The 22,315-nt window shown below is 54.4% G+C and carries 19 protein-coding genes; 4 read left to right on the top strand and 15 right to left on the bottom strand.

The features are described 5' to 3' along the window. Window positions 1-2: 2 nt before the first annotated feature. The 4 genes from mtgA to mnmL all read right to left on the bottom strand — a co-directional run bounded on the left by mtgA (window position 3) and on the right by mnmL (window position 4,960). On the bottom strand, window positions 3-722 hold the full coding sequence (gene mtgA / locus KI228_RS02675) for a monofunctional biosynthetic peptidoglycan transglycosylase (RefSeq protein WP_042998309.1): 720 nt from the start codon (window positions 720-722) through the stop codon (window positions 3-5). After that, on the bottom strand, window positions 719-1,372 hold the full coding sequence (gene elbB, locus KI228_RS02670; protein WP_042998310.1) for an isoprenoid biosynthesis glyoxalase ElbB: 654 nt from the start codon (window positions 1,370-1,372) through the stop codon (window positions 719-721). Before elbB ends, mtgA begins: the two co-directional genes overlap by 4 nt. A 228-nt stretch (window positions 1,373-1,600) precedes the next feature. Continuing rightward, the gene (gene arcB / locus KI228_RS02665) at window positions 1,601-3,937 is read right to left on the bottom strand and encodes an aerobic respiration two-component sensor histidine kinase ArcB (protein ID WP_042998311.1); all 2,337 of its coding nucleotides are present in this window, start codon (window positions 3,935-3,937) and stop codon (window positions 1,601-1,603) included. 93 nt (window positions 3,938-4,030) lie between these two features. After that, a complete protein-coding gene (gene mnmL / locus KI228_RS02660; RefSeq protein ID WP_044263697.1) occupies window positions 4,031-4,960 on the bottom strand; it encodes a tRNA modification radical SAM protein MnmL/YtqA in 930 nt (309 codons plus the stop codon). Window positions 4,961-5,646: 686 nt separating this feature from the next. On the opposite strand from mnmL, the gene gltB reads away from it, so the two are divergent. From gltB to KI228_RS02645, 3 genes are all read left to right on the top strand, one after another. Next, the gene (gene gltB, locus KI228_RS02655) at window positions 5,647-10,107 is read left to right on the top strand and encodes a glutamate synthase large subunit (protein WP_061069287.1); all 4,461 of its coding nucleotides are present in this window, start codon (window positions 5,647-5,649) and stop codon (window positions 10,105-10,107) included. Window positions 10,108-10,119: 12 nt separating this feature from the next. Next, entirely contained in the window at window positions 10,120-11,538 is a 1,419-nt protein-coding gene (gltD, locus tag KI228_RS02650) for a glutamate synthase subunit GltD (RefSeq protein ID WP_042998313.1), read from the top strand. 213 nt (window positions 11,539-11,751) lie between these two features. Next, window positions 11,752-12,849 carry a PDDEXK nuclease domain-containing protein gene (locus KI228_RS02645; RefSeq protein WP_104010272.1) on the top strand — a complete coding sequence of 366 codons (1,098 nt, stop codon included), beginning with the start codon at window positions 11,752-11,754 and terminating at the stop codon, window positions 12,847-12,849. Window positions 12,850-12,905: 56 nt separating this feature from the next. Here KI228_RS02645 and nanQ read toward each other — a convergent pair whose 3' ends face one another. From nanQ to sspA, 8 genes are all read right to left on the bottom strand, one after another. After that, window positions 12,906-13,373 carry an N-acetylneuraminate anomerase gene (nanQ, locus tag KI228_RS02640; protein WP_061069289.1) on the bottom strand — a complete coding sequence of 156 codons (468 nt, stop codon included), beginning with the start codon at window positions 13,371-13,373 and terminating at the stop codon, window positions 12,906-12,908. Next, complete coding sequence (nanK, locus tag KI228_RS02635) at window positions 13,360-14,244, bottom strand: N-acetylmannosamine kinase (RefSeq protein WP_044263659.1); 885 nt, start codon at window positions 14,242-14,244, stop codon at window positions 13,360-13,362. The genes nanQ and nanK overlap by 14 nt, the downstream gene beginning before the upstream one ends. Further along, window positions 14,241-14,930: an N-acetylmannosamine-6-phosphate 2-epimerase gene (locus tag KI228_RS02630; RefSeq protein WP_061069290.1), complete on the bottom strand. Its 690-nt coding sequence runs from the start codon at window positions 14,928-14,930 to the stop codon at window positions 14,241-14,243. Before KI228_RS02630 ends, nanK begins: the two co-directional genes overlap by 4 nt. Before the next feature lie 47 nt (window positions 14,931-14,977). Next, window positions 14,978-16,468, bottom strand: a complete 1,491-nt coding sequence (gene nanT / locus KI228_RS02625; RefSeq protein WP_061069291.1) for a sialic acid transporter NanT — start codon at window positions 16,466-16,468, stop codon at window positions 14,978-14,980. A gap of 115 nt (window positions 16,469-16,583) precedes the next feature. Beyond that, window positions 16,584-17,477 carry an N-acetylneuraminate lyase gene (gene nanA / locus KI228_RS02620; protein WP_054176886.1) on the bottom strand — a complete coding sequence of 298 codons (894 nt, stop codon included), beginning with the start codon at window positions 17,475-17,477 and terminating at the stop codon, window positions 16,584-16,586. 133 nt (window positions 17,478-17,610) lie between these two features. Next, entirely contained in the window at window positions 17,611-18,402 is a 792-nt protein-coding gene (nanR, locus tag KI228_RS02615) for a transcriptional regulator NanR (protein WP_081097258.1), read from the bottom strand. Window positions 18,403-18,513: 111 nt separating this feature from the next. Then, window positions 18,514-19,014 carry a ClpXP protease specificity-enhancing factor gene (sspB, locus tag KI228_RS02610; protein WP_042998320.1) on the bottom strand — a complete coding sequence of 167 codons (501 nt, stop codon included), beginning with the start codon at window positions 19,012-19,014 and terminating at the stop codon, window positions 18,514-18,516. Between the two features lie 5 nt (window positions 19,015-19,019). Further along, a complete protein-coding gene (gene sspA, locus KI228_RS02605; protein ID WP_042998321.1) occupies window positions 19,020-19,658 on the bottom strand; it encodes a stringent starvation protein SspA in 639 nt (212 codons plus the stop codon). A gap of 113 nt (window positions 19,659-19,771) precedes the next feature. Here sspA and KI228_RS02600 point away from each other — a divergent pair, with 113 nt between their 5' ends. Next, complete coding sequence (locus tag KI228_RS02600; protein ID WP_099433685.1) at window positions 19,772-19,966, top strand: hypothetical protein; 195 nt, start codon at window positions 19,772-19,774, stop codon at window positions 19,964-19,966. On the opposite strand, the gene rpsI is transcribed toward KI228_RS02600, so the two are convergent. The 3 genes from rpsI to zapE form a co-directional block, all read right to left on the bottom strand. After that, on the bottom strand, window positions 19,963-20,355 hold the full coding sequence (rpsI, locus tag KI228_RS02595) for a 30S ribosomal protein S9 (RefSeq protein WP_000829818.1): 393 nt from the start codon (window positions 20,353-20,355) through the stop codon (window positions 19,963-19,965). The two genes, KI228_RS02600 and rpsI, sit on opposite strands and share 4 nt — an antisense overlap. 15 nt (window positions 20,356-20,370) lie before the next feature. After that, window positions 20,371-20,799, bottom strand: a complete 429-nt coding sequence (rplM, locus tag KI228_RS02590; RefSeq protein WP_042998322.1) for a 50S ribosomal protein L13 — start codon at window positions 20,797-20,799, stop codon at window positions 20,371-20,373. Window positions 20,800-21,030: 231 nt separating this feature from the next. Continuing rightward, window positions 21,031-22,158 carry a cell division protein ZapE gene (gene zapE, locus KI228_RS02585; RefSeq protein WP_061069292.1) on the bottom strand — a complete coding sequence of 376 codons (1,128 nt, stop codon included), beginning with the start codon at window positions 22,156-22,158 and terminating at the stop codon, window positions 21,031-21,033. Window positions 22,159-22,315 lie beyond the last annotated feature (157 nt).

Below are 22,315 nucleotides of genomic sequence, written 5' to 3'. Positions count from 1 at the left end.
ATTTAATGCAGGTGGTGGCGGGTCATAAACGACTCCCCACCCAACTGTCGCATTTGACGCAGTATCCACGCCTGACGGCTACGCACATAGCCTGAAGGTGCTGCGGCCTTAAAGCGCAGAGGATTGGGTAATACAGCGGCAAGCAGCGCCGCTTCTGACTGAGTCAATCGGCTGGCCGGTTTGCCAAAATAGCGTTGTGCGGCGGCTTCGACGCCAAATACGCCATCACCAAATTCCGCGATATTCAGGTAAACCGTCAGGATCCGCTTCTTGCTCCAGACCGTCTCTACACCGACGGTAAGTCCGGCTTCCAGCCCTTTCCGCAACCAGCTACGCCCATCCCAGAGAAAGAGATTTTTAACCGTTTGCTGTGACAATGTTGACGCGCCGCGAATGCGGTTTTCATTACGTTCGTTATGTGACAGCGCTTTTTCGATGGCAGCAACGTCAAAACCCCAGTGGTCCGGGAAGGTCTGGTCTTCTGCGGCAATCACCGCGAGTCCCATCCACGGAGAGATTTCATCCATACTCACCCAGTCGGAATGAGCAACATAGCCAAAGTCACCCTGTAGCCAGGCACCGATCTGCCGCTCAACCATTACCGCTGAAAAAGGCACAGGCACCACGCTAAACAGCGCAATGCCACCGCCCCAGAAAACGGCGAGGATAATCACGACGCGCAATATCACTCGCCTCAGAAAGGCGAAAACTCCTTTTTTCATTCCGCCAGGACCAGCACGCGTGATACCAGTTTTTCGATCCCCATTGCCGCCTGAGCGATGTCCTGCGCCAACATGTAGGCCGGTGTGGTGACGATTTTATTATCTTCATCAACGACGATATCATCGACCGGGCACGGCACATGCTCCGCCCCCATCTCTTCCAGCACTTCCGCTGTATCAATATCGGTCCCGATTGTCAGACGTAGCGGAAAGTCGAAGATTTTCGGCAGCATCGCCGGGGCGATGCACATAAAACCCAGCGGCTTGCCCGACTGATGCATCGCCAGAGCGAGCCCGGCTAAATCCGGATCAACCCGGCATTCACTGCCCTGACTGGCAAAGTTGCTCAAATTTTTGGCCGCGCCAAAACCACCAGGAACAATCAGCGCATCCAGATCGGCTGAGACTGCCTGAGAAAGCGGACGAATGTTGCCGCGTGTAATACGGGCCGCTTCAATCAGTACATTACGGGTTTCCGCCATCGGTTCGCCCGTCAGATGATTAATCACATCGGCCTGCGCTTTGTCGGGTGCAAAGCAGACGGCCTGCGCGCCGCTGCGGGCAATGGACAGCAACGTCAGTACGGTTTCATGAATTTCAGCACCGTCATACACACCGCATCCACTGAGAACTACGCCAATTTTTTTCATTCAAATGTCCTTTTCACCACTATCTGCAGCACATTAATAATTGTGATTAAAATGCTACGCTTCACACATTTAACTGATTCATGTAACAAAGCATTTAAGATTTGCCATCTTAACTGCGTGCGGCCCGAATTTACGCGCTGCGCCTTTTAAATCACAATTATAACTTACGGCGCAGCCATGATTTCCCTGGTGTTGGCGCAGTATTCGCGCACCCCGGTCAAGCCGGGGTCATTTTTTTCCAGCGTTTGCCACCCAGGCCTTTAATACCGCAACGTCGTGTTGCCACTCCTGCTTCATCTCTTCAATCCATTCCCCCACGTTATCTTCCCATGCCGGAAGATCGGGTGACTGGATCTGCTGCCCCAGCTGTTGCAGATGACGAAGGCCAACAGAACCCGCCGCCCCTTTAATTTTATGCCCTTCTTCAACCACGCCTTTTTTGTCACGCGCGGTCAGATTGGATTCCAGAACGCTTAAATAACCTGGCATCATCTTCTCGAACACCGCCAGGCCATCGGTAATTAGTTTCGGCCCCACCAGCTCTATGTACTGTTCCAGCATCGGAATATCTAATAGCGCTTGCGATTTACTGCTCTCTTCAGATTTCACCGTGCACTCCTCCTCATCTTGGGTATCCCAGTACTTCTTAATCATGGCGGTTAACGCCGGTACCGACAGCGGCTTGCTCAGCACGTCATCCATACCGGCATCCAGATACTCTTTTTTATCTTTCAGGACGTTTGCCGTCAGCGCCACCAGCGGCGGCAGATCTTCACGCGCATAACGCTGGGTCAGTTCGCGTGAAATATCGAGGCCCGTCATATCCGGCAACTGAATATCCAGCAACACCAGGTCGTATTCGCCCGGCGTGAACATCTCCAGCGCCGCTTTCCCGGTCATCGCGACATCCACGCTATTACCGAGTTTTTCCAGCACCGAGCGCGCCACAATGACGTTCAGTTCGATATCTTCCACCAGCAGGACATTTAACGCCGGTAGCGGCAAATCGTCATCCTCAAACGCATCTTCAACTTCTTCTGCCACCGCTGGCGCATGGACGGTCAGAGTAAAGATTGAGCCTTTACCTGGCTGACTTGCCACGGTGATATCTCCACCCATGTTTTTCGCCAGACGACGCGAGACCGCCAGACCGATGCCTGTACCGGTCGCTGGTTTTCCGCCGTGACTGTCTTTCACCTGATAATACATGGCGAAGATTTTGTCCTGCTCATCCTGCGGAATGCCGATGCCGGAATCTTCCACTTCAAAGTGCAGAGTACTGCCGGCATCGTAACGTACGCGCACGGTCACCTGGCCCTGCTGGGTAAATTTCACCGCGTTGCTGATCAGGTTCCACAGGATCTGCCGCAGACGCGTGCCGTCAGTCACCACTTTATGCGGCAGCGGCAAGGTCGGGTCGAGCACAAAACGCAGCCCTTTCTGCTGCGCCTGCAGGCCGGAGAGGTTCTCCAGATCGGCCATGAAGCTGGTGAAATCCACTGGCTGGTTATCCAGTTGAACCTTACGCCGCTCCATCTTATCCATATCAATGATATCGTTGAAGATGTTCCCCAACGTCACGGCGGAGACATGGATCGTTTTCAGGTATTTTTCCTGTTCGGCCGTCAGCTCAGTATCCAGCAGAATGCGGCTCAGACCGACAATTCCGTTCAGCGGTGTGCGCAGCTCGTGGCTAATGGTGGAAATAAAGGTGGTTTTATCGCGGCTGGCGCGCTCAAGCGCATCCTGATAGCGCTTGCGCTCGGTAATATCGCGACCAAAACCCATCAGGCCATGACGTTTACCAACGCGATCGTAATAAGGCACTTTGCGGATTTCAAAACAGGCTTTGCGCCCGTCGGGATAATCAAGCCATTGCTCATAGGTCAGCGACACATTATGGCGGAAAACTTTTTCGTCGGTCTCAATGACTTTTTCGGCGGCTTCCGGCGAGTACACATCAGCAGGCTTTAAATGAACCAGTTGTTTTTCGCTTTTGCCGGTGAGCAACTCCATCGCCCGGTTACAGCCGGAAAACTCTTTATCTTCGTTGCGATAAAAAACCAAATCCGGCGAGGCATCCAGAAAAGAACGTAAAAAAGAGGATTGCTGTTCAAGTTGGATCTGCGCCTCTTCGCGCTCTTTGATCTCAACTTTGAGCTGCTCAAACGTGGACTGGCGTTCCGCCTCTGCCTTTTCGCGGTCAGCAATCTCCTGATTCAGCTGCGAAATATTATCTTTCAGTTGGACGTTGAGCTTGAGGTCGCGCTCACGCATCTCTTCCAGCTTTTGCACCAGTCGGGATAACCGCTGACGGGATTCTTCCAGTTGCTCCACCACCACCGACAAAAAATAGACCGCCCAGGGGGTGATTAACAAACCAAAGAAAATGGAGCGGATGACATCGATCTGTTCGACCCGACCATGTAGCACCATGGTGACCGCCATCTGCACCACAATTGCCAGCACAACGAGCGCTAACGCCAACAACAGCGAAAAGCGCACCAGACCCAATTTCATCATCAGGTCCACATAGTACTGCGCCAGCATACGAATTTGCTTCATCAGGGATTTCCTTTACGACAACCTGGCACAATAATACTCAATTCTGGGCAAGACGTTGAAGAATGTGCAAGAAATGCGAATGCCCGTCATAGTTCAGGCGTCAGGCGGAACCCATGCCCGTCCGATCGCAGAACCCTGCACGCCATGCGTATTCAGATAACGATCCAGCTCGACCATCCCGGTCCAGCGGTTTTCGCACCACAACGGTGCCAGCAGCGTGGGACGGCGCGCGCTGGCGGAAATACGATGATAAATCACCTCCGGCGGGGTATGACGGATCATCTCGCCTGCGGTTCGCGTGTAGTCATCCAGTTCAATCCCGTTCAGACGCCCTGCTTCCCACGCTCTGGCCATAATGCTGCCCTTCACGATGTGCAGCGGATGCAGTTTGATGCCATCCACTCCCGTCTCCACCACCCGCTCAAGCGTTTGCAGGCATTCCGCTTGCCGTTCTCCCGGCAGGCCGACAATAAGGTGCGAACAAACTTTCAGGCCGCGCTCACGGGCAAGGCGGGTCGTGCGCTGATAACAGGCAAAATCGTGACCACGATTAATACGGTACAGCGTTTTGTCATGTGCGGTCTGCAGCCCCAGCTCCAGCCACACTTCATAGCCCTGGTCTTTATACTCACAGAGCAGATCGAGAACCGCCTCCGGTACGCAGTCGGGACGCGTTCCCACGCACAGCCCGACAATACTGGCCTGACTGACCGCCTGCTGATACATCGAGCGCAACACCTGCACTTCAGCAAAGGTACTGGTATAGGCCTGGAAATAGGCCAGATAGCGTTTCGCACGATTAACCAGATGCGCCTGGTGCGCGAGTTGTTCGGCGATCGAATGATGCTGCTGCGCTTCATCCGCAAAAGAGGCAACATTACAGAAAGTGCAGCCGCCGCGTCCGATGGTGCCATCGCGATTTGGACAGCTAAATCCGCCGTGGAGCGTCAGTTTATGAACCTTTTGCCCATAACGCCGAGAAAGATCCCCACCAAACATATTGACTAATTTCTGTAACTGCATAATCTGATAGACCGCGCCTTGAAAAGAGGCCAAAGCCTGCCATTTTTAGCCCTTGTCGGCGATGACCTGGATCAATCGCCCCGGCAGGCTTTTATCAATTGCATATCCAGTCAAAATAAACGATATTTCATTCACAACCCAGCCAATTACTTTTCCTTATCTCCGGTCATTTTTTTTATCTTCTGACGTCGATTGCGCAAAAACAGTATCATGAAATGCCATATCGCAACAAACCAGCATAAAACACTACATCTGACGACGAATAAAGCGGAGACATGAGCTAACAAGCGGTTATGACAGTGAGACAGATCACACTCCTCGCCTCGTTTCCAGTACGTTAATTCAATGTCAAAATGATATTATTTTCAATGTTTTCATGAAGATAAATGCTCTATAGCACATTATTAGAGAAATAAGATTGCCATTTGACCTGTGTGTGGATTCCCGATAACGTGGAAATCCGCTGGAAGCTTTCTGGATGAGCGGTGTGCTCATCATATTTATGCAGTAATTGAGATTCCCTCTGACAGCAAGTCCTCAAACTTGTTTGACCTAAGCGAAATGGATAAAGAGGGCGAATGCGAGGTACGCGTATGACACGCAAACCCCGTCGCCATGCTCTTGGTGTGCCCGTGCGCAAACGGTATCGGAAGGGGGTCTCGCAGAGCCTGGGGAGGTTCACTGATATGTTGTACGATAAATCCCTTGAGAAGGATAACTGTGGTTTCGGCCTGATCGCCCACATAGAAGGCGAACCTAGCCACAAGGTAGTGCGTACCGCCATACACGCACTGGCCCGAATGCAGCACCGTGGCGCAATCCTCGCTGATGGTAAAACCGGCGATGGTTGTGGTCTGCTGCTGCAAAAACCTGACCGCTTTTTCCGCATCGTTGCGCAAGAGCACGGCTGGCGTTTAGCCAAAAACTACGCGGTTGGCATGATCTTCCTGAACAAAGACCCTGAACTGGCCGCCGCCTCTCGCCATATTGTCGAAGAAGAGCTTCAGCAGGAAACTCTGTCGATTGTTGGCTGGCGTGATGTGCCGACCAACGAAGGTGTACTGGGTGAAATCGCCCTCTCCTCCCTACCGCGTATTGAACAAATTTTTGTGAATGCCCCTGCGGGATGGCGTCCGCGCGATATGGAACGTCGTCTGTTCATCGCCCGTCGCCGTATTGAAAAACGACTACAGGAAGACAAAGACTTCTACGTCTGTAGCCTGTCAAACCTGGTCAACATCTATAAAGGTCTGTGTATGCCGGCGGATCTGCCGCGCTTCTACCTGGACCTCGCGGACTTGCGTCTGGAATCGGCCATTTGCCTGTTCCACCAGCGTTTTTCCACCAACACCGTGCCGCGCTGGCCGCTGGCGCAGCCGTTCCGCTACCTGGCGCACAACGGCGAAATCAACACCATTACCGGTAACCGCCAGTGGGCTCGCGCCCGTACCTATAAATTCCAGACCCCGCTGATACCGGATCTGCACGACGCCGCGCCGTTCGTTAACGAAACCGGCTCCGACTCCAGTTCCATGGATAATATGCTGGAACTGCTGCTGGCGGGCGGGATGGACATCATCCGCGCCATGCGTCTGCTGGTGCCGCCAGCCTGGCAGAACAACCCGGATATGGATCCGGATCTGCGCGCCTTCTTTGACTTTAACTCCATGCATATGGAGCCGTGGGACGGCCCGGCCGGTATCGTCATGTCCGACGGGCGTTTCGCCGCCTGTAACCTCGACCGTAACGGTCTGCGTCCGGCGCGCTATGTCATCACCAAAGACAAGCTGATCACCTGCGCATCTGAAGTCGGGATCTGGGACTACCAGCCTGACGAAGTGGTCGAAAAGGGCCGTGTCGGCCCCGGCGAACTGATGGTTATCGACACCCGCAGCGGTTGCATTCTGCACTCCGCCGAAACGGACGACGACCTGAAAAGCCGCCATCCGTATAAAGAGTGGATGGAGAAAAACGTCCGCCGCCTGGTGCCGTTTGAAGATCTGGCAGACGATCAGGTGGGCCAGCGTGAACTGGACGACGATACGCTCGCCAGCTACCAGAAACAGTTTAATTACAGCGCCGAAGAATTGGATTCCGTTCTCCGCGTGCTCGGCGAAAACGGTCAGGAAGCGGTCGGTTCAATGGGTGACGATACCCCGTTTGCCGTGCTTTCCAGCCAGCCGCGCATCATTTACGACTACTTCCGCCAGCAGTTTGCCCAGGTGACGAACCCACCTATCGATCCGCTGCGTGAAGCGCATGTCATGTCGCTGGCGACCAGCATCGGTCGCGAGATGAACGTCTTCTGCGAAGCGGAAGGCCAGGCGCACCGTCTGAGCTTTAAATCACCAATTCTGCTGTACTCTGATTTCCAGCAGCTCACTACGATGAAAGAAGAACATTATCGCGCCGACCGGCTCGATATCACCTTCGATGCGACGCAAACCACGCTGGAAGAGACAGTCAAAGCGCTGTGCGATACCGCCGAGCAAATGGTCCGCAGCGGCACCGTTCTGTTGGTACTGACAGACCGTAATATCGGCAAAAATCGCCTGCCGGTACCGGCGCCGATGGCCGTCGGCGCAGTACAAACGCGCCTGGTTGAGCAGAACCTGCGCTGCGACGCCAACATCATTGTCGAAACCGCAAGCGCTCGCGATCCGCATCACTTCGCCGTGCTGCTGGGCTTTGGCGCGACGGCCATTTACCCATACCTCGCGTATGAGACGCTGGGCCGTCTGATCGACACTCAGGCGATCGCCAAAAACTACCGTACCGTGATGCTGAACTACCGTAACGGCATCAACAAAGGGCTGTACAAAATAATGTCCAAAATGGGCATCTCAACCATCGCCTCCTACCGCTGCTCCAAACTGTTTGAAGCGGTGGGCCTGCATGATGATGTCGTGAATCTCTGCTTCCAGGGCGTGGTCAGTCGCATCGGCGGCGCGGGCTTTGCAGACTTCCAGCAGGATCTGCTGAACCTGTCCAAACGCGCCTGGCTGGCACGTAAACCTATTTCACAGGGCGGCCTGCTGAAGTATGTGCATGGCGGCGAATACCACGCCTACAACCCGGACGTGGTACGAACCCTGCAACAGGCGGTTCAGAGCGGGGAATACAGCGACTATCAGGAATACGCAAAACTGGTCAACGAGCGTCCCGCGACGACACTGCGCGATCTGCTGGCAATTAATCCTGGCGACAACGCGGTCAGCATCGAGGAAGTCGAACCGGCGAGCGAACTATTCAAACGTTTTGATACCGCGGCAATGTCGATCGGCGCACTAAGCCCGGAGGCACATGAAGCACTGGCCGAAGCGATGAACAGCATCGGCGGTAATTCCAACTCCGGCGAAGGCGGCGAAGACCCGGCGCGCTACGGCACCAATAAAGTGTCACGCATTAAGCAGGTGGCCTCTGGTCGCTTCGGTGTCACCCCGGCGTACCTGGTTAACGCCGACGTGATTCAGATTAAAGTCGCCCAGGGTGCGAAACCGGGAGAAGGTGGTCAGCTACCGGGTGATAAAGTGACCCCGTACATCGCCAAACTGCGCTACTCGGTACCGGGCGTGACGCTGATCTCCCCGCCGCCGCACCACGATATCTACTCTATCGAGGATTTAGCGCAGCTGATTTTCGATCTGAAGCAGGTGAACCCGAAGGCGATGATCTCCGTGAAGCTGGTGTCCGAACCGGGCGTCGGTACCATCGCGACCGGCGTGGCGAAAGCCTACGCTGACCTGATCACCATCGCCGGTTATGACGGCGGCACCGGCGCGAGCCCGCTCTCTTCAGTAAAATACGCAGGCTGTCCGTGGGAACTGGGCCTGGTGGAAACCCAGCAGGCGCTGGTCGCCAACGGCCTGCGTCATAAGATCCGTTTGCAGGTCGATGGCGGTCTTAAAACCGGCGTGGATATCATCAAAGCGGCGATCCTCGGAGCAGAAAGCTTCGGCTTCGGTACCGGCCCGATGGTGGCGCTGGGCTGTAAATACCTGCGTATTTGCCATCTCAACAACTGTGCAACCGGTGTGGCAACCCAGGACGACAAACTGCGCAAGAACCATTATCACGGTCTGCCGTTCAAAGTAACCAACTACTTTGAGTTTATCGCTCGCGAAACGCGCGAACTGATGGCGCAGCTTGGCGTGACGCGTCTGGTGGATCTGATTGGCCGTACCGACCTGCTGAAAGAACTGGACGGGTTTACCGCCAAACAGCAGAAACTGGCGCTGTCCCGGCTGCTGGAAACCGCGGAGCCGCATCCCGGCAAAGCGTTGTACTGCACCGAGAACAACCCACCGTTTGATAACGGTGTACTGAACGCACAGTTGCTGCAACAGGCGAAACCGTATGTTGATGAGCGCCAGAGCAAAACCTTCTGGTTCGATATTCGTAACACCGATCGTTCTGTTGGCGCGTCGCTCTCGGGATATATTGCTCAGACCCATGGCGATCAGGGGCTGGCCTCTGACCCAATTAAAGCGCACTTCAGCGGTACCGCAGGCCAGAGCTTCGGTGTCTGGAACGCGGGCGGCGTGGAGCTGTACCTGACCGGCGATGCTAACGACTATGTCGGCAAAGGCATGGCGGGTGGTCTGCTGGCGGTGCGTCCTCCGGTCGGTTCCGCTTTCCGCAGTCATGAAGCGAGCATCATTGGCAACACCTGCCTGTATGGCGCGACCGGGGGTCGTCTGTATGCCGCAGGGCGTGCGGGTGAGCGTTTCGGGGTGCGTAACTCCGGTGCGATCACCGTGGTGGAAGGGATTGGCGACAACGGGTGCGAATACATGACCGGCGGAATCGTCTGTATCCTCGGCAAAACCGGAGTGAACTTCGGCGCGGGTATGACGGGCGGGTTTGCCTACGTGCTGGATGAAGATGGTGAGTTCCGTAAACGTGTAAACCCGGAACTGGTCGAAGTGCTGGGCGTTGACGAACTGGCTATCCACGAAGAGCATCTGCGTGGCCTGATCACCGAACACGTGCAGCATACCGGTTCTCAGCGCGGGGAAGAGATTCTGGCTAACTGGTCAGCCTTCGCTAACAAATTCGCGCTGGTTAAACCGAAGTCCAGTGATGTGAAAGCACTGTTGGGTCACCGTAGTCGTAGCGCAGCAGAGCTGCGTGTGCAGGCGCAGTAAGGGGTAGCAGCAATGAGTCAGAACGTATACCAATTTATCGACCTGCAGCGCGTTGATCCGCCGAAGAAGCCGCTGAAGATCCGCAAAATCGAGTTTATCGAAATCTACGAACCGTTTTCAGAAGGTCAGGCAAAAGCACAGGCGGATCGTTGTCTTTCCTGCGGTAACCCGTACTGTGAGTGGAAATGCCCGGTTCATAACTACATTCCGAACTGGCTGAAGCTCGCCAATGAAGGACGCATTTTTGAAGCTGCGGAACTGTCTCACCAGACCAACACGCTGCCGGAAGTGTGCGGTCGCGTGTGCCCGCAGGACCGTTTGTGTGAAGGTTCTTGTACCCTGAACGACGAGTTCGGTGCCGTCACCATCGGCAACATCGAGCGTTATATCAATGATAAAGCGTTCGAAATGGGCTGGCGTCCGGATATGACCGGCGTTCGCCAGACTGACAAGCGGGTTGCGATCATCGGTGCCGGTCCAGCCGGGCTGGCTTGTGCCGACGTGTTGACCCGCAATGGCGTGAAGGCCGTGGTGTTTGACCGTCATCCAGAGATTGGCGGCCTGCTGACCTTTGGCATTCCGGCCTTCAAGCTGGAAAAAGAGGTGATGACTCGCCGCCGTGAAATTTTCACTGGCATGGGAATCGAGTTCAAACTGAATGTGGAAGTGGGACGTGACGTACAGCTCGACGACCTGCTGCAAGAGTACGATGCGGTATTCCTCGGCGTCGGCACCTATCAGTCCATGCGTGGCGGGCTGGAAAACGAAGACGCCGATGGCGTATTCGATGCCCTGCCGTTCCTGATCGCCAATACGAAGCAGATCATGGGCTTTGGTGAAACCACCGACGAACCGTACGTCAATATGGAAGGTAAACGCGTGGTGGTGCTGGGCGGTGGCGATACCGCCATGGACTGTGTGCGGACCTCCGTTCGTCAGGGCGCAACGCATGTCACCTGTGCCTATCGCCGTGACGAAGAAAACATGCCGGGTTCCCGACGCGAAGTGAAAAACGCGCGTGAAGAAGGTGTGGAGTTCCAGTTCAACGTGCAGCCGCTGGGTATTGAAATCAATGCGAATGGTAAAGTCAGCGGCGTGAAAATGGCACGTACCGAAATGGGTGCGCCGGATGCGAAAGGCCGCCGTCGTGCGGAAATCGTCCCCGGTTCCGAACATGTGGTTCCGGCGGATGCCGTTGTGATGGCGTTTGGCTTCCGCCCCCATAACATGGAGTGGCTGGCAAAACACAGCGTCGAACTGGATTCTCAGGGCCGTATTATCGCGCCGGAAGGCAGCGATAACGCCTTCCAGACCAGCAATCCGAAAATCTTCGCCGGCGGTGACATTGTGCGTGGTTCGGATCTGGTGGTGACCGCCATTGCCGAAGGCCGCAAAGCGGCTGACGGGATCATGAACTGGCTGGAAGTGTAGTAAACCTTTCTGACTCCCCTGCTCTGAGTTCTCGCTCAGGGATGGGGAGTCACCCTTTCTTTTCGCTATATCCCACCTTCATTCTTCGAAAGCGGCTCGCAAATTTCGCCGTAAATGAATGTAATGGGCTGAGTAGAATTGACCGTATATCCCTTTAAATGTACTGATAGCGAGATATTTTCAATCCGTAACTATCATGTCAGGGATAATATGATGGCAACAACATCGGCACAGCCCGCCGGCGATTATCAGCAAATCCACAACGGCATAATCCATCTGCTGGATACTGCCAGGACAGAGACCGTCCGCAATATCAACGCGATCATGACGGCGACGTACTGGGAAATAGGTCGACGTATTGTCCAGTTTGAGCAGGGCGGTGAAACGCGGGCAGCTTATGGTGCTCAACTGATTGAGCAACTGTCCATAGATTTAACCCGGCGCTATAAGCGTGGTTTCTCAACCGGCAACCTGCGGCAAATTAGAGCTTTTTACCTTTATTTTCAGCATATTGAAATTCACCAGACACTGTCTGGCGAATCTTTAAATCTCAAACAACTCGCCAGGATATTCCCGCTGCCCTGGTCAGCCTATGTCCGTCTCCTGTCAGTTAAAAACCCCGATGCCCGCACCTTTTACGAGAAAGAAACATTACGCAACGGTTGGTCAGTACGACAACTCGATCGGCAAATCGCGTCTCAGTTTTACGAACGTACGCTGCTGTCTCATGATAAACCCGCGTTGCTGCAACAGGCTGCGCCCACCGTGCCCGAAGTCTTACCAGAACACGCAATACGCGATCCCTTTATTCTCGAATTCCTCGATCTGAAAGATGAGTATTCTGAATCCGATCTGGAAGAAGCACTGATTAACCATCTGATGGAGTTTATGCTTGAACTCGGGGACGATTTTGCGTTTGTCAGCCGACAGCGCCGGTTACGCATTGACGATAGCTGGTTTCGCGTCGACCTGCTTTTCTTCCATCGCCGCTTGCGTTGTCTGTTAGTTGTTGACCTGAAAATGGGCAAATTCAGCTATGCCGATGCACGACAAATGAACATGTACCTTAACTACGCCAAAGAGCACTGGACAATGCCGGGGGAAAATCCGCCAGTAGGGTTAATCCTGTGTGCGGGAAAAGGGGCTGGAGAAGCGCACTACGCGCTGAACGGTTTACCGAATACCGTGATGGCAAGTGAATATAAAGTGCAATTGCCTGACGAAAAATTACTGGCAGATGAACTCATTCGTTCGCAATTGGCACTGACAGCGCAGCAAGCGGTATCCTCAGAAACATCATTGACAAAATAATGAACGGGATGGATGTGTAAAGCGTAAGACCGGATGGTAAAAACCATCCGGCATTTTCATGCGCCTAACAGGCTGGCGCGAACCTTGACGACAACTTTCTTAATCTCTTTCGGTTCTCCCACGCTGCACCCCGGTTTGTGCGGCTCTCCGGGCATAAATACCGCGAACATGCCTGGCTGTAGGGTAATGGTCTGACTACCCGCTATCTCGCGACAAAGCTGATAATCCTCTTCAACATGTACCTCTTCACATTGCCGCGCAGAATCCGCCACGCCGAAATGAATGCGTTCCTCTCCCGCCAGCAGTAGCTGGATATCGATGTATTGCTCGTGCAGTTCGGCCTTTTTCTCAGAGGCCGATTGCGTGGCAAACTGCATTACGTTCATAAAGATATCGTCCCCGCGTAGCTCAACGCGACCAGGGGATTGCTCCTGCGGTCTGGCGGTCAACGCCAGCGTCAGCGCCTCTTCCAGCACGGGATGTAAACCGGCAGCAGACAACGAACGAACTTCACCTAATATCATCTTTCTCCCCTTTCGCTAACAATGCCGCGCCCAGCAGTCCCGCGTCGTGGCGGTAGTGTGCCGGGCTTAATTCTACGTGATAAACCGAAGGCATCCGTTCGAGACAGGCGCGGACCTGCGACAGATACCCCTGCGCCAGCCCAACGCTGCCGCCGACAACCACCCGCTGACAATCGGTGACCGCTTTCGTATCGGCAATCAGCCGTGCCAGCACCTGTGCGGAGTCAGCGACAAGTCGGCGGGCCTGTTCATCCCCTTCTGCCGCGCGGGCAAAAATGGTTTTCGCATCGCATCCGGCAAGCGAGCCTTGCGCTGCGGCAGCAATACCGCGTCCCGACGCGATAGCCTCGACACATCCCACTCGTCCACAGCCGCACACCGGCCCATTAGGGTCCGCGAGGGTATGACCCAGGTGTCCGGCCAAACCACCGGTACCGGTGACTAGCTGACCGTCGTTGACCACACCGCCGCCGACGCCGGTTGAAACGGTGATAAACACCATATCCCGCGTTTCATCGGCAATTGCATGATATTCCGCCCATGCGGCAGCCTGTGCATCGTTGATCGCCAGCGTTGGTAAGCCGGTGAGGGCTTCTAACGTCTGCACCAGCGGAAAGTGAAGCAACCCGCCCAAATTAGAGGGATTTATCGCCAACAGGTGGCCTTCGCGGATAATCCCCGTCGAGGCTATCGCCACCCGATGCGCTTGCGACTGCAACGGTTGCACCAGTGTTTTCAGCGCGTCGCGTAGTGCCGGAGACGTTTTACTGGCAGGGGTGGGCAGCTCACGACGTTCGCGAATCTGCAAATCATCCTCCACCAGCGCGGCGGCGAGTTTCGTACCGCCAATATCAATGGCCAGCGTCGTCATAGCACCGCCCTTTTCAACGCTGTGTTATACCATTCACAGATGTGCTCCAGCCGGGTAATCGCAGATCCGACCGTCACTGCCCAGGCGCCGTGACGCATTGCTTCACCGGCCTGCGCCGGGGTATTGTAGCGGCCTTCAGCAATCACCCGGCACCCGGCTTCACTCAGCGATTTCACTAGCGCCAGATCCGGTTCATCAGGGGTTTCTGCGGTGGTGTAACCCGAAAGCGTGGTGCCAATAATGTCTGCACCGAGCGCCTGACAGGCCAGGCCGTCCTCCTGTGAAGAGCAATCGGCCATTGCCAGCAACTGGTGGTGATGGATACGCGCCAGTAGCACCGCAACCGGCACCGGACGCACGCGGTCGGTGCCATCAATCGCGATAATGTCCGCGCCAGCCTGCGCCAGCGCATCGACATCCTCCAGAAACGCGGTGATGCGCACTGGAGAATCCGCGAGATCGCGTTTGAGAATACCGATTATCGGTACGGAAACCACGGCACGCGTCGCATTCAGATTCTCAATCCCTTCAATACGTAACGCGACGGCCCCAGCCTGCTCTGCCGCCAGCGCCATCGCCGCCACAATCTCGGGTTTATCCAGTGGGCTGCCGGGAACTGGCTGACAGGAGACAATCAAACCACCACGCGCGGCAATGCTTTTATCCAGTTGTGCAAGTAACGACATACTTCTTCCCTTACGTGTATTGCCCGGTGCAGGACCGGGCAAGTGGATTAACTTTTGCTTTTGACTAAGGGGCTTTTATCACCGCCGAACGGGATAGCGCCGCTGAACGGCTTACCGTCAATGGCATCATGGGTACGCAGCGCCTCCGGTCGCAGCCAGCGCTGGACGCGGGATGGCATATCCAGACCAATCAGTAGAATCACCACAAAGGTCAGGCTGAAAGAGAGCGATCCCAGCGCGGTGCCCAGATCCAGTCGTTGGGCAATCAGCGCCCCCAGGATCGGTGCCAGCGCCCCGCCGAGCGCCCCGACGTTATAGGTGAAACCCAGACCCGCCGCACGCTGATCGGTATCGAAATAACCGCCAATCAGTTTCGGTAAGATTCCGGAGATCCCTTGCCCCAGCATCTGCTGGAAAAACAGAAGTAAACCAAGTACCCAGACATTGGTACCGCCAATGGCAAACACCGGAATGATCAGCAATTGTGAGGCCAACAGACTGTAAACATAAGCTTTGCGGGTCCCCAGCCAGTCACCAAGGAAGCCGCCGACGCAGCAGCCGACCGCAGCACCAAAGCCGCTAAAGAAGAGTACGCGCGCCACGGTGGAAGGATCGTATGCCAGTTCCGTTTTCAGATAGGTGGGCAACAGCGCCTGAATCGGCCACGAGTAGAGGAAAGCAAACAGGACAACAATCATGAGCATCACGCCCGTCGGCCAGCGCTTGCCGCTACTTTGTACCATGAAGCTGATAAAGATCACCGCGCACAGCAAACCCAGTACCGCGACAATCGCCGCATTTTGCAAGTTCCCGGCAAAACAGAACCACAGTGCGGTCGCCGCCGCTGTCGTCATCAGAATGTTGACGACGCGATGTTCACCCCGATAAAGAATATCGACCATCGTGCGTACCGGCGCTTTGCCTTCATGCTTCTCTTTCCAGTCCTCTGCTTCCGGTATGTTTTTGCGTAGCCAGAGGGCAAAAATAATCGGCAGAATGCCAATGAAGAACAGCGCGCGCCAGCCCCAGACCGGCACCACCAGGCTGTAGACCTGAGCCGCAATCACGGCACCAACGGAGAACCCCGAGATCAGAAAACCACTGGCCTTATTACGCAGATGTTTTGGCCAGCTTTCAATAACATAGGTCGCACTGGAACCGTATTCGCCCGCCATCCCCATGCCAATCACCAGTCGGGCAATAAACATAGTGGTGTAACCCGGCGCAAAACCACAGGCCAGCGTTCCCATTGAGAACAGAATAATACTGGTGACCATCGCCAGACGACGCCCATACCGGTCACCCATCGCGCCCAGCATTAACCCGCCAAACCAGCGGGAAATAAAGGCTGCCGAAATCAGGCTCGCCGCCTGAACCGTCGTCAGCCCGAACTCTCCTTGTACTTCCGTCAGCACAAGGGCTATCAACACAAAATCAAAACCATCCAGCAAATATCCCAACCATGCGGCGGAGAATGCCCGCCATTGCGCCCGGTTGAGATGGCGATACCACGGGATGCTTTGGGTAGAAGTACTCATTTTACTCTCCCGACGATTTTTGTTGTTGTGCCGGATGACGATTCAGCCTTATCCGGCACACGATGCTTTTTTGTCGGCCGGGTAAGCGCAGCGCCCCCGGCACTACGTTACGCGATTACGCCTTCTCTGCCATTAACTGCTGCGCCAACGCCTTCAGTTCCGGCAGATATTTTTCATCCACGGGGGCAAACGGCTTACGGCACAGCGGTACAGAAACCACGTCCATATAGTGCAGAACCGTTTTCAGCCCACGGAACACGCCAGCCTTAATGAGGAGATCGATAACCTTATTGCACTCTGTTTGCAGTTTTTGCGCAGTCCGGATATCTCCTTCTTTGAGCGCTTTCACAATTCCCAGATATCGCCAGCCCATGATGTTGTAAGTGCTGCCGATACCGCCGTCCGCTCCGGCCAGCAGGCCTGAAGCGAAAATTTCGTCATAACCGTTATAAAGCACCAGATCCGGATGCTCGCGACGGATCTGCTCCATCTGGAACAGATCGCCCGATGTTTGCTTCAGTGCACCAACGCCCGGCAGGGTGACCAACGTGTTGATCTGATCCAGCGTTAACTTCACGCCGCTCAACGCCGGAATGTTATAGACCACCATCGGCAAACCATCCGCCGAATCAATAATGGCCCGGTAATGATCGCAGTGCTCTTCAAAGCTGAACGGATAGTAGAACGGCGTCACCGCAGAGACCGCGTCAAAGCCGTAACGATGCGCGGCACGGGCGAGCTGCTGGCTCTCATGGGTGCTGACCGTTCCAACGTGAGCGATTAGCGTGACTTTGCCCTTCGCCTCTTCCGCGACGACTTCCAGCACCTGCTCCCTTTCCGCACAGCTCTGTACAAAGGCTTCGCCGGTGGAACCGCCCACGTACAGCCCATCGATCCCCTGAGCGATGTTAAAACGCACCAGCCGGCGCAGGCTTTCAATATCCAGCTTCTGTTGGTTATCGAAAGGGGTTAACAACGCTGGCATTACGCCTCGTAACTCTTTTGCCATAACGACCTCTGTCATGATTAGTGTTATCTAACTGCATACCTTTATACCTGTTATACCAGATCAAATAAGCAGCAATACAATACAGAACGCTTATAGTGCGATCTGCTTCACTAAACGATCGTCAGGATCGCGATCACTTACGCATTTTTGAATGTTGACCGAGGGCGTGCCAGGTGGCGGAAACGCTGTTGAGATGAGATTGCAGTGCGCGATCGGCCTCATCTGGATCGCGTCGGCGAATCGCATCAACGATAGCGATATGCTGCTGATAACTTATATTATTATGCTCGAAGAGCTCGCGATCCGGCACGGTCGGGCGAGCGGCGATCAGCCAGTCCAGCAGCGCAACGTGGATCGCCATAAAGATCGGATTGCCGGGGATCTCCGCCAGCACGCGATGAAAATCGACATCTGAACGGATGAACAGCGTATTGTCATCCAGCGACTGGCTGTTGATCTCCAGCGCTTTTGCCAGCAGATCGATCTGTTCTTCTGTGGCATTCTCCGCTGCATAACGCACGAGACTGGACTCAAAGAACAGGCGCAACTGCTCAAAGTGGGCAATGCCGCCAGGATGTGCGAGGAAATCTTTTGCCATTCCGGACAGCTCACCAATGATGGTATCCGCCGAAGGACGGGAAACACGGGCACGTTCGCCGTTGTTGATTTGCACCAGGCCTTTACGCTTCAGCGCGGCCAGTGCCTCACGCACAGAGGGACGACCAACGTTGAAAAAGGCCATCAGTTCCCGTTCGGACGGCAACTGTTCCCCCTCGCCGAACTCACGGCGACGGATCATCTGCTCTAACTCTTCCTCGACCATTTCCGACAGCTTTTTTCGCGCCAGCGGACGACGGCGAAGGCTACGCCCAATAGTGGCTGGAGAATCTTCTGCTTGAGAATCGAATGCGTTCATAAGACCTATTTGCGAGTCACGGTGACAAACAACAGCAGGCTCATCGTAACACAGGATCGGAAGGAGGGTGAAACCACGGTCGGTGCGATCAAAAACAGGCCCAGCGGGGCCTGTTTTCATCTATTTAACAACACGTAATGCCGGTCGCCCACCACGCGGCGGCGGCGGATCGTCATCCGGATTGTTGTCATCGTCATGATCCGGTTTATCACCATCAATGACTGACATAACGGTTTCGCTCTCTGCGCCAGATGTCGCGTCATCATCATTAAGACTGGCAACATCTTCGTCATAGGCCGCTTCCGGTTCAAACATCGTTCCGGCACCGTTTTCACGCGCATAAATAGCCAGCACTGCCGCTAATGGCACAGAAACCTGACGCGGAACGCCGCCGAAACGCGCATTAAAACGCACCTCATCGTTAGCCAGCTCCAGATTCCCCACCGCGCGCGGTGCAATGTTCAGGACAATCTGCCCGTCGCGGGCATATTCCATCGGAACATGCACACCCGGCAACGTCACATCCACCACCAGGTGCGGCGTGAGCTGGTTGTCCAGCAACCACTCATAAAATGCACGCAGCAGATACGGACGGCGCGGTGTTAGCTGTGACAAATCCATCAGTATTAACCCCGGCCAAGACGCATTTCGCGTTCAGCTTCGGTTAAGGACGCCAGGAAAGAATCACGCTCAAAGACGCGGGTCATGTAACCCTTCAGCTCTTTCGCGCCCGCACCGCTGAACTCAATACCCAGCTGCGGCAGACGCCACAACAGCGGCGCCAGGTAGCAATCCACCAGGCTGAATTCATCGCTCAGGAAATACGGTTTCTGACCGAATACCGGTGCAATCGCCTGCAGTTCTTCACGCAGTTGTTTGCGAGCAACGTCAGCTTCTGAAGCAGACCCGTTAACGATGACGTTCATCAGCGTATACCAGTCTTTTTCGATACGGTGCATGTACAGGCGGCTTTCGCCACGTGCTACCGGGTAAACCGGCATTAATGGCGGATGCGGGAAACGCTCATCCAGGTATTCCATAATGATGCGAGATTCCCACAGGGTCAGCTCACGATCTACCAGTGTCGGGACGCTCTGATTCGGGTTGAGGTCAATCAGATCCTGAGGTGGATTGTCCTTTTCCACGTGCTCGATCTCGAAACTTACACCTTTCTCAGCCAGCACAATGCGGACCTGATGGCTATAGATGTCAGTAGGACCAGAAAACAGCGTCATTACCGAACGTTTGTTGGCAGCGACAGCCATGAAAACCTCCAGGTATATTCAGAATTTTTACTGCTACCAGCCATCGCATGGCCAGTCAGAAGTGATGTCACCCACGTCGGAAAAGTCATCATCGTTCAAAAAGCAAACAAAAAATGAGCAATACCCGATATTTGGGCAGAAAATTGGATGATAGTTTACCAGATTTTGTGACCTTTGTGGTGAGTCGATTCTGGAAATGGGGAAAAAGAGGGTTTTGTCAGAGGATTACGCCAGATTTATCCATAAAAAAACCCGCCGAAGCGGGTTTTTTCGCCAACCGTAATCTGCCAAAGGCAGAAAACAATTAACGTTTGGAGAACTGCGGACGACGACGTGCTTTACGCAGGCCGACTTTCTTACGTTCAACCTGACGAGCATCACGAGTAACGAAGCCTGCTTTACGCAGTTCGGAACGCAGGGACTCGTCGTACTCCATCAGAGCGCGGGTGATACCGTGACGGATCGCACCAGCCTGACCAGAGATACCACCACCTTTAACAGTGATGTACAGATCCAGTTTCTCAACCATGTCGACCAGTTCCAGCGGCTGACGAACTACCATGCGGGCAGTTTCACGACCGAAGTACTGTTCCAGAGAACGTTGGTTGATAACGATTTTGCCGTTGCCCGGTTTGATGAAAACGCGAGCTGCGGAACTTTTGCGGCGACCAGTGCCGTAGTATTGATTTTCAGCCATTGCCTATAATCCCGATTAGATGTCAAGAACTTGCGGTTGCTGTGCCGCGTGGTTGTGCTCGTTGCCAGCGTAAACTTTCAGTTTACGGAACATAGCACGACCCAGCGGGCCTTTTGGCAGCATGCCTTTAACCGCGATTTCAATCACACGCTCAGGACGGCGAGCAATCATCTCTTCAAAGGTCGCTTCTTTGATACCACCGATGTGACCGGTGTGGTGATAGTACACTTTGTCAGTACGCTTGTTGCCGGTTACAGCAACTTTGTCAGCGTTCAGAACGATGATGTAATCACCGGTATCTACGTGCGGAGTGTATTCCGCTTTATGCTTACCGCGCAGGCGAATAGCCAGTTCAGTAGCCAGACGGCCCAGAGTTTTACCGGTCGCGTCAACAACGTACCAGTCGCGTTTTACGGTTTCTGGTTTAGCTGTAAAAGTTTTCATTAAAAGCTTACCCAATAAATAAGTTACACGTTGGTGAACACCCAAACGTTATGTCAGTTGAGGTTCACACGACAAAGTCCGGCAAACCTACCCCTTCGAATAGCCAATGCCAGCACACAAAAAGTTTTGGGAAAAAAACTTTCTTGTAACGTGGGGTCGCAAGATTATAGAGAAGTCGGGGTCAAAGATCGACCCCTTTCTGTGATTTGCACAACAGTTTATTGGCCGCGATCAGGGCATGTGTTCTTGCTTGAGATATTCCTCGCTCTGCATCTCCTGCAAACGCGACAGACAGCGCTGGAATTCGAACTTCAGTCGCTCCCCCTGATACACCTCATATAAAGGCACTGCGGCGCTTACCACCAGCTTGACGTGGCGTTCGTAAAATTCATCCACCAGCGCGATAAAACGACGCGCTTCGCTTTCCATTAACGGTGTCATCACCGGCACGTCAAACAGCATAACCGTATGGTAGAGGCGTGACAGCGCAATATAGTCGTGCTGGCTGCGGGCATCAATGCACAGCGTATGAAATGAGACCGCCAGCGTCTGGTTTTCCATGCCCAGCGTCGGCAATGGACGATGATTAATCTCCAGAACCGGTCCCTGCTGTTCACGTTTGGTGCCAGCCAGCGCCAGCCAGAGGTTATCCATCTGCTGCTGCGTTTCATTATTCAGTGGTGAGAGCCACAAATGCGCCTGGGTCAACGTCCGCAGTCGATAATCCACGCCTGCGTCTACGTTCATGATGTCGCAATGCTGCTTAATCGCATCGATGGCGGGAAGAAAACGCGTACGCTGTAACCCGTTACGGTACAGCTCATCTGGCGGAATATTCGAAGTTGCCACCAGCGTAATACCGCGCGCAAACAGCGCCTTCATCAGGCCGCCGAGCAGCATGGCATCGGTAATATCAGACACAAAAAACTCATCAAAGCACAGCACATCTGTTTCTGCCTTAAAACGGTCGGCCACGATGTCGAGCGGATCGGTTTGTCCCTGCAGCGCGGTTAACTCCTCATGCACGCGCAGCATGAAGCGATGGAAGTGCAGACGCTGCTTACGAACGCCAGGCAGGCTGTGGTAGAACAGATCCATCAGCCAGGTTTTCCCCCGACCAACGCCCCCCCACATATATAAGCCTCGCACCGGCGCGCTGTGTACCTCTTCCTTTTTCCCCAGCAGTTTGCCCACGCGGGCCATAAACCCTTTTGCGTCGGGAACCGCAGGGGGGTTCGCCGTTAACGCCTGGTAAATGATCTCCAGGCGATTGACCGCTTCTCTCTGCACGTCGTCGGGTTGGTGAGTGCCTTCGTTAATGGCTTTCAGGTAACGCGATGTGGGGGTAAAGCTCTGCATGATGTTATTGTTATTCCTTGAAAATCGGTGTGCCGTCGTTCACGGTTGACGAAAAAAAGGCCGTTCTACACTACGCGATATAAAGACGGGATTCCACTTCTGTGGGATTAGCGGTTATAGTGGCAGTATCAGGCGCAGGCATGGAGCCTAAAGCCAA

This window comes from Citrobacter amalonaticus (assembly GCF_018323885.1).
In the GTDB taxonomy this organism is placed as follows: Bacteria; Pseudomonadota; Gammaproteobacteria; order Enterobacterales; family Enterobacteriaceae; genus Citrobacter_A; species Citrobacter_A amalonaticus.
Note: the sequence above shows the minus strand (reverse complement) of the source record. Positions and strands in the feature narration are given on the sequence as shown.

Coding starts and splice junctions, on each gene's coding strand:
- mtgA (WP_042998309.1), bottom strand. CDS start 722: ATGAAAAAAGGAGTTTTCGCCTTTCTGAGGCGAGTGATATTGCGCGTC.
- elbB (WP_042998310.1), bottom strand. CDS start 1,372: ATGAAAAAAATTGGCGTAGTTCTCAGTGGATGCGGTGTGTATGACGGT.
- arcB (WP_042998311.1), bottom strand. CDS start 3,937: ATGAAGCAAATTCGTATGCTGGCGCAGTACTATGTGGACCTGATGATG.
- mnmL (WP_044263697.1), bottom strand. CDS start 4,960: ATGCAGTTACAGAAATTAGTCAATATGTTTGGTGGGGATCTTTCTCGG.
- gltB (WP_061069287.1), top strand. CDS start 5,647: ATGTTGTACGATAAATCCCTTGAGAAGGATAACTGTGGTTTCGGCCTG.
- gltD (WP_042998313.1), top strand. CDS start 10,120: ATGAGTCAGAACGTATACCAATTTATCGACCTGCAGCGCGTTGATCCG.
- KI228_RS02645 (WP_104010272.1), top strand. CDS start 11,752: ATGGCAACAACATCGGCACAGCCCGCCGGCGATTATCAGCAAATCCAC.
- nanQ (WP_061069289.1), bottom strand. CDS start 13,373: ATGATATTAGGTGAAGTTCGTTCGTTGTCTGCTGCCGGTTTACATCCC.
- nanK (WP_044263659.1), bottom strand. CDS start 14,244: ATGACGACGCTGGCCATTGATATTGGCGGTACGAAACTCGCCGCCGCG.
- KI228_RS02630 (WP_061069290.1), bottom strand. CDS start 14,930: ATGTCGTTACTTGCACAACTGGATAAAAGCATTGCCGCGCGTGGTGGT.
- nanT (WP_061069291.1), bottom strand. CDS start 16,468: ATGAGTACTTCTACCCAAAGCATCCCGTGGTATCGCCATCTCAACCGG.
- nanA (WP_054176886.1), bottom strand. CDS start 17,477: ATGGCAAAAGAGTTACGAGGCGTAATGCCAGCGTTGTTAACCCCTTTC.
- sspB (WP_042998320.1), bottom strand. CDS start 19,014: ATGGATTTGTCACAGCTAACACCGCGCCGTCCGTATCTGCTGCGTGCA.
- sspA (WP_042998321.1), bottom strand. CDS start 19,658: ATGGCTGTCGCTGCCAACAAACGTTCGGTAATGACGCTGTTTTCTGGT.
- KI228_RS02600 (WP_099433685.1), top strand. CDS start 19,772: ATGAGCAATACCCGATATTTGGGCAGAAAATTGGATGATAGTTTACCA.
- rpsI (WP_000829818.1), bottom strand. CDS start 20,355: ATGGCTGAAAATCAATACTACGGCACTGGTCGCCGCAAAAGTTCCGCA.
- rplM (WP_042998322.1), bottom strand. CDS start 20,799: ATGAAAACTTTTACAGCTAAACCAGAAACCGTAAAACGCGACTGGTAC.
- zapE (WP_061069292.1), bottom strand. CDS start 22,158: ATGCAGAGCTTTACCCCCACATCGCGTTACCTGAAAGCCATTAACGAA.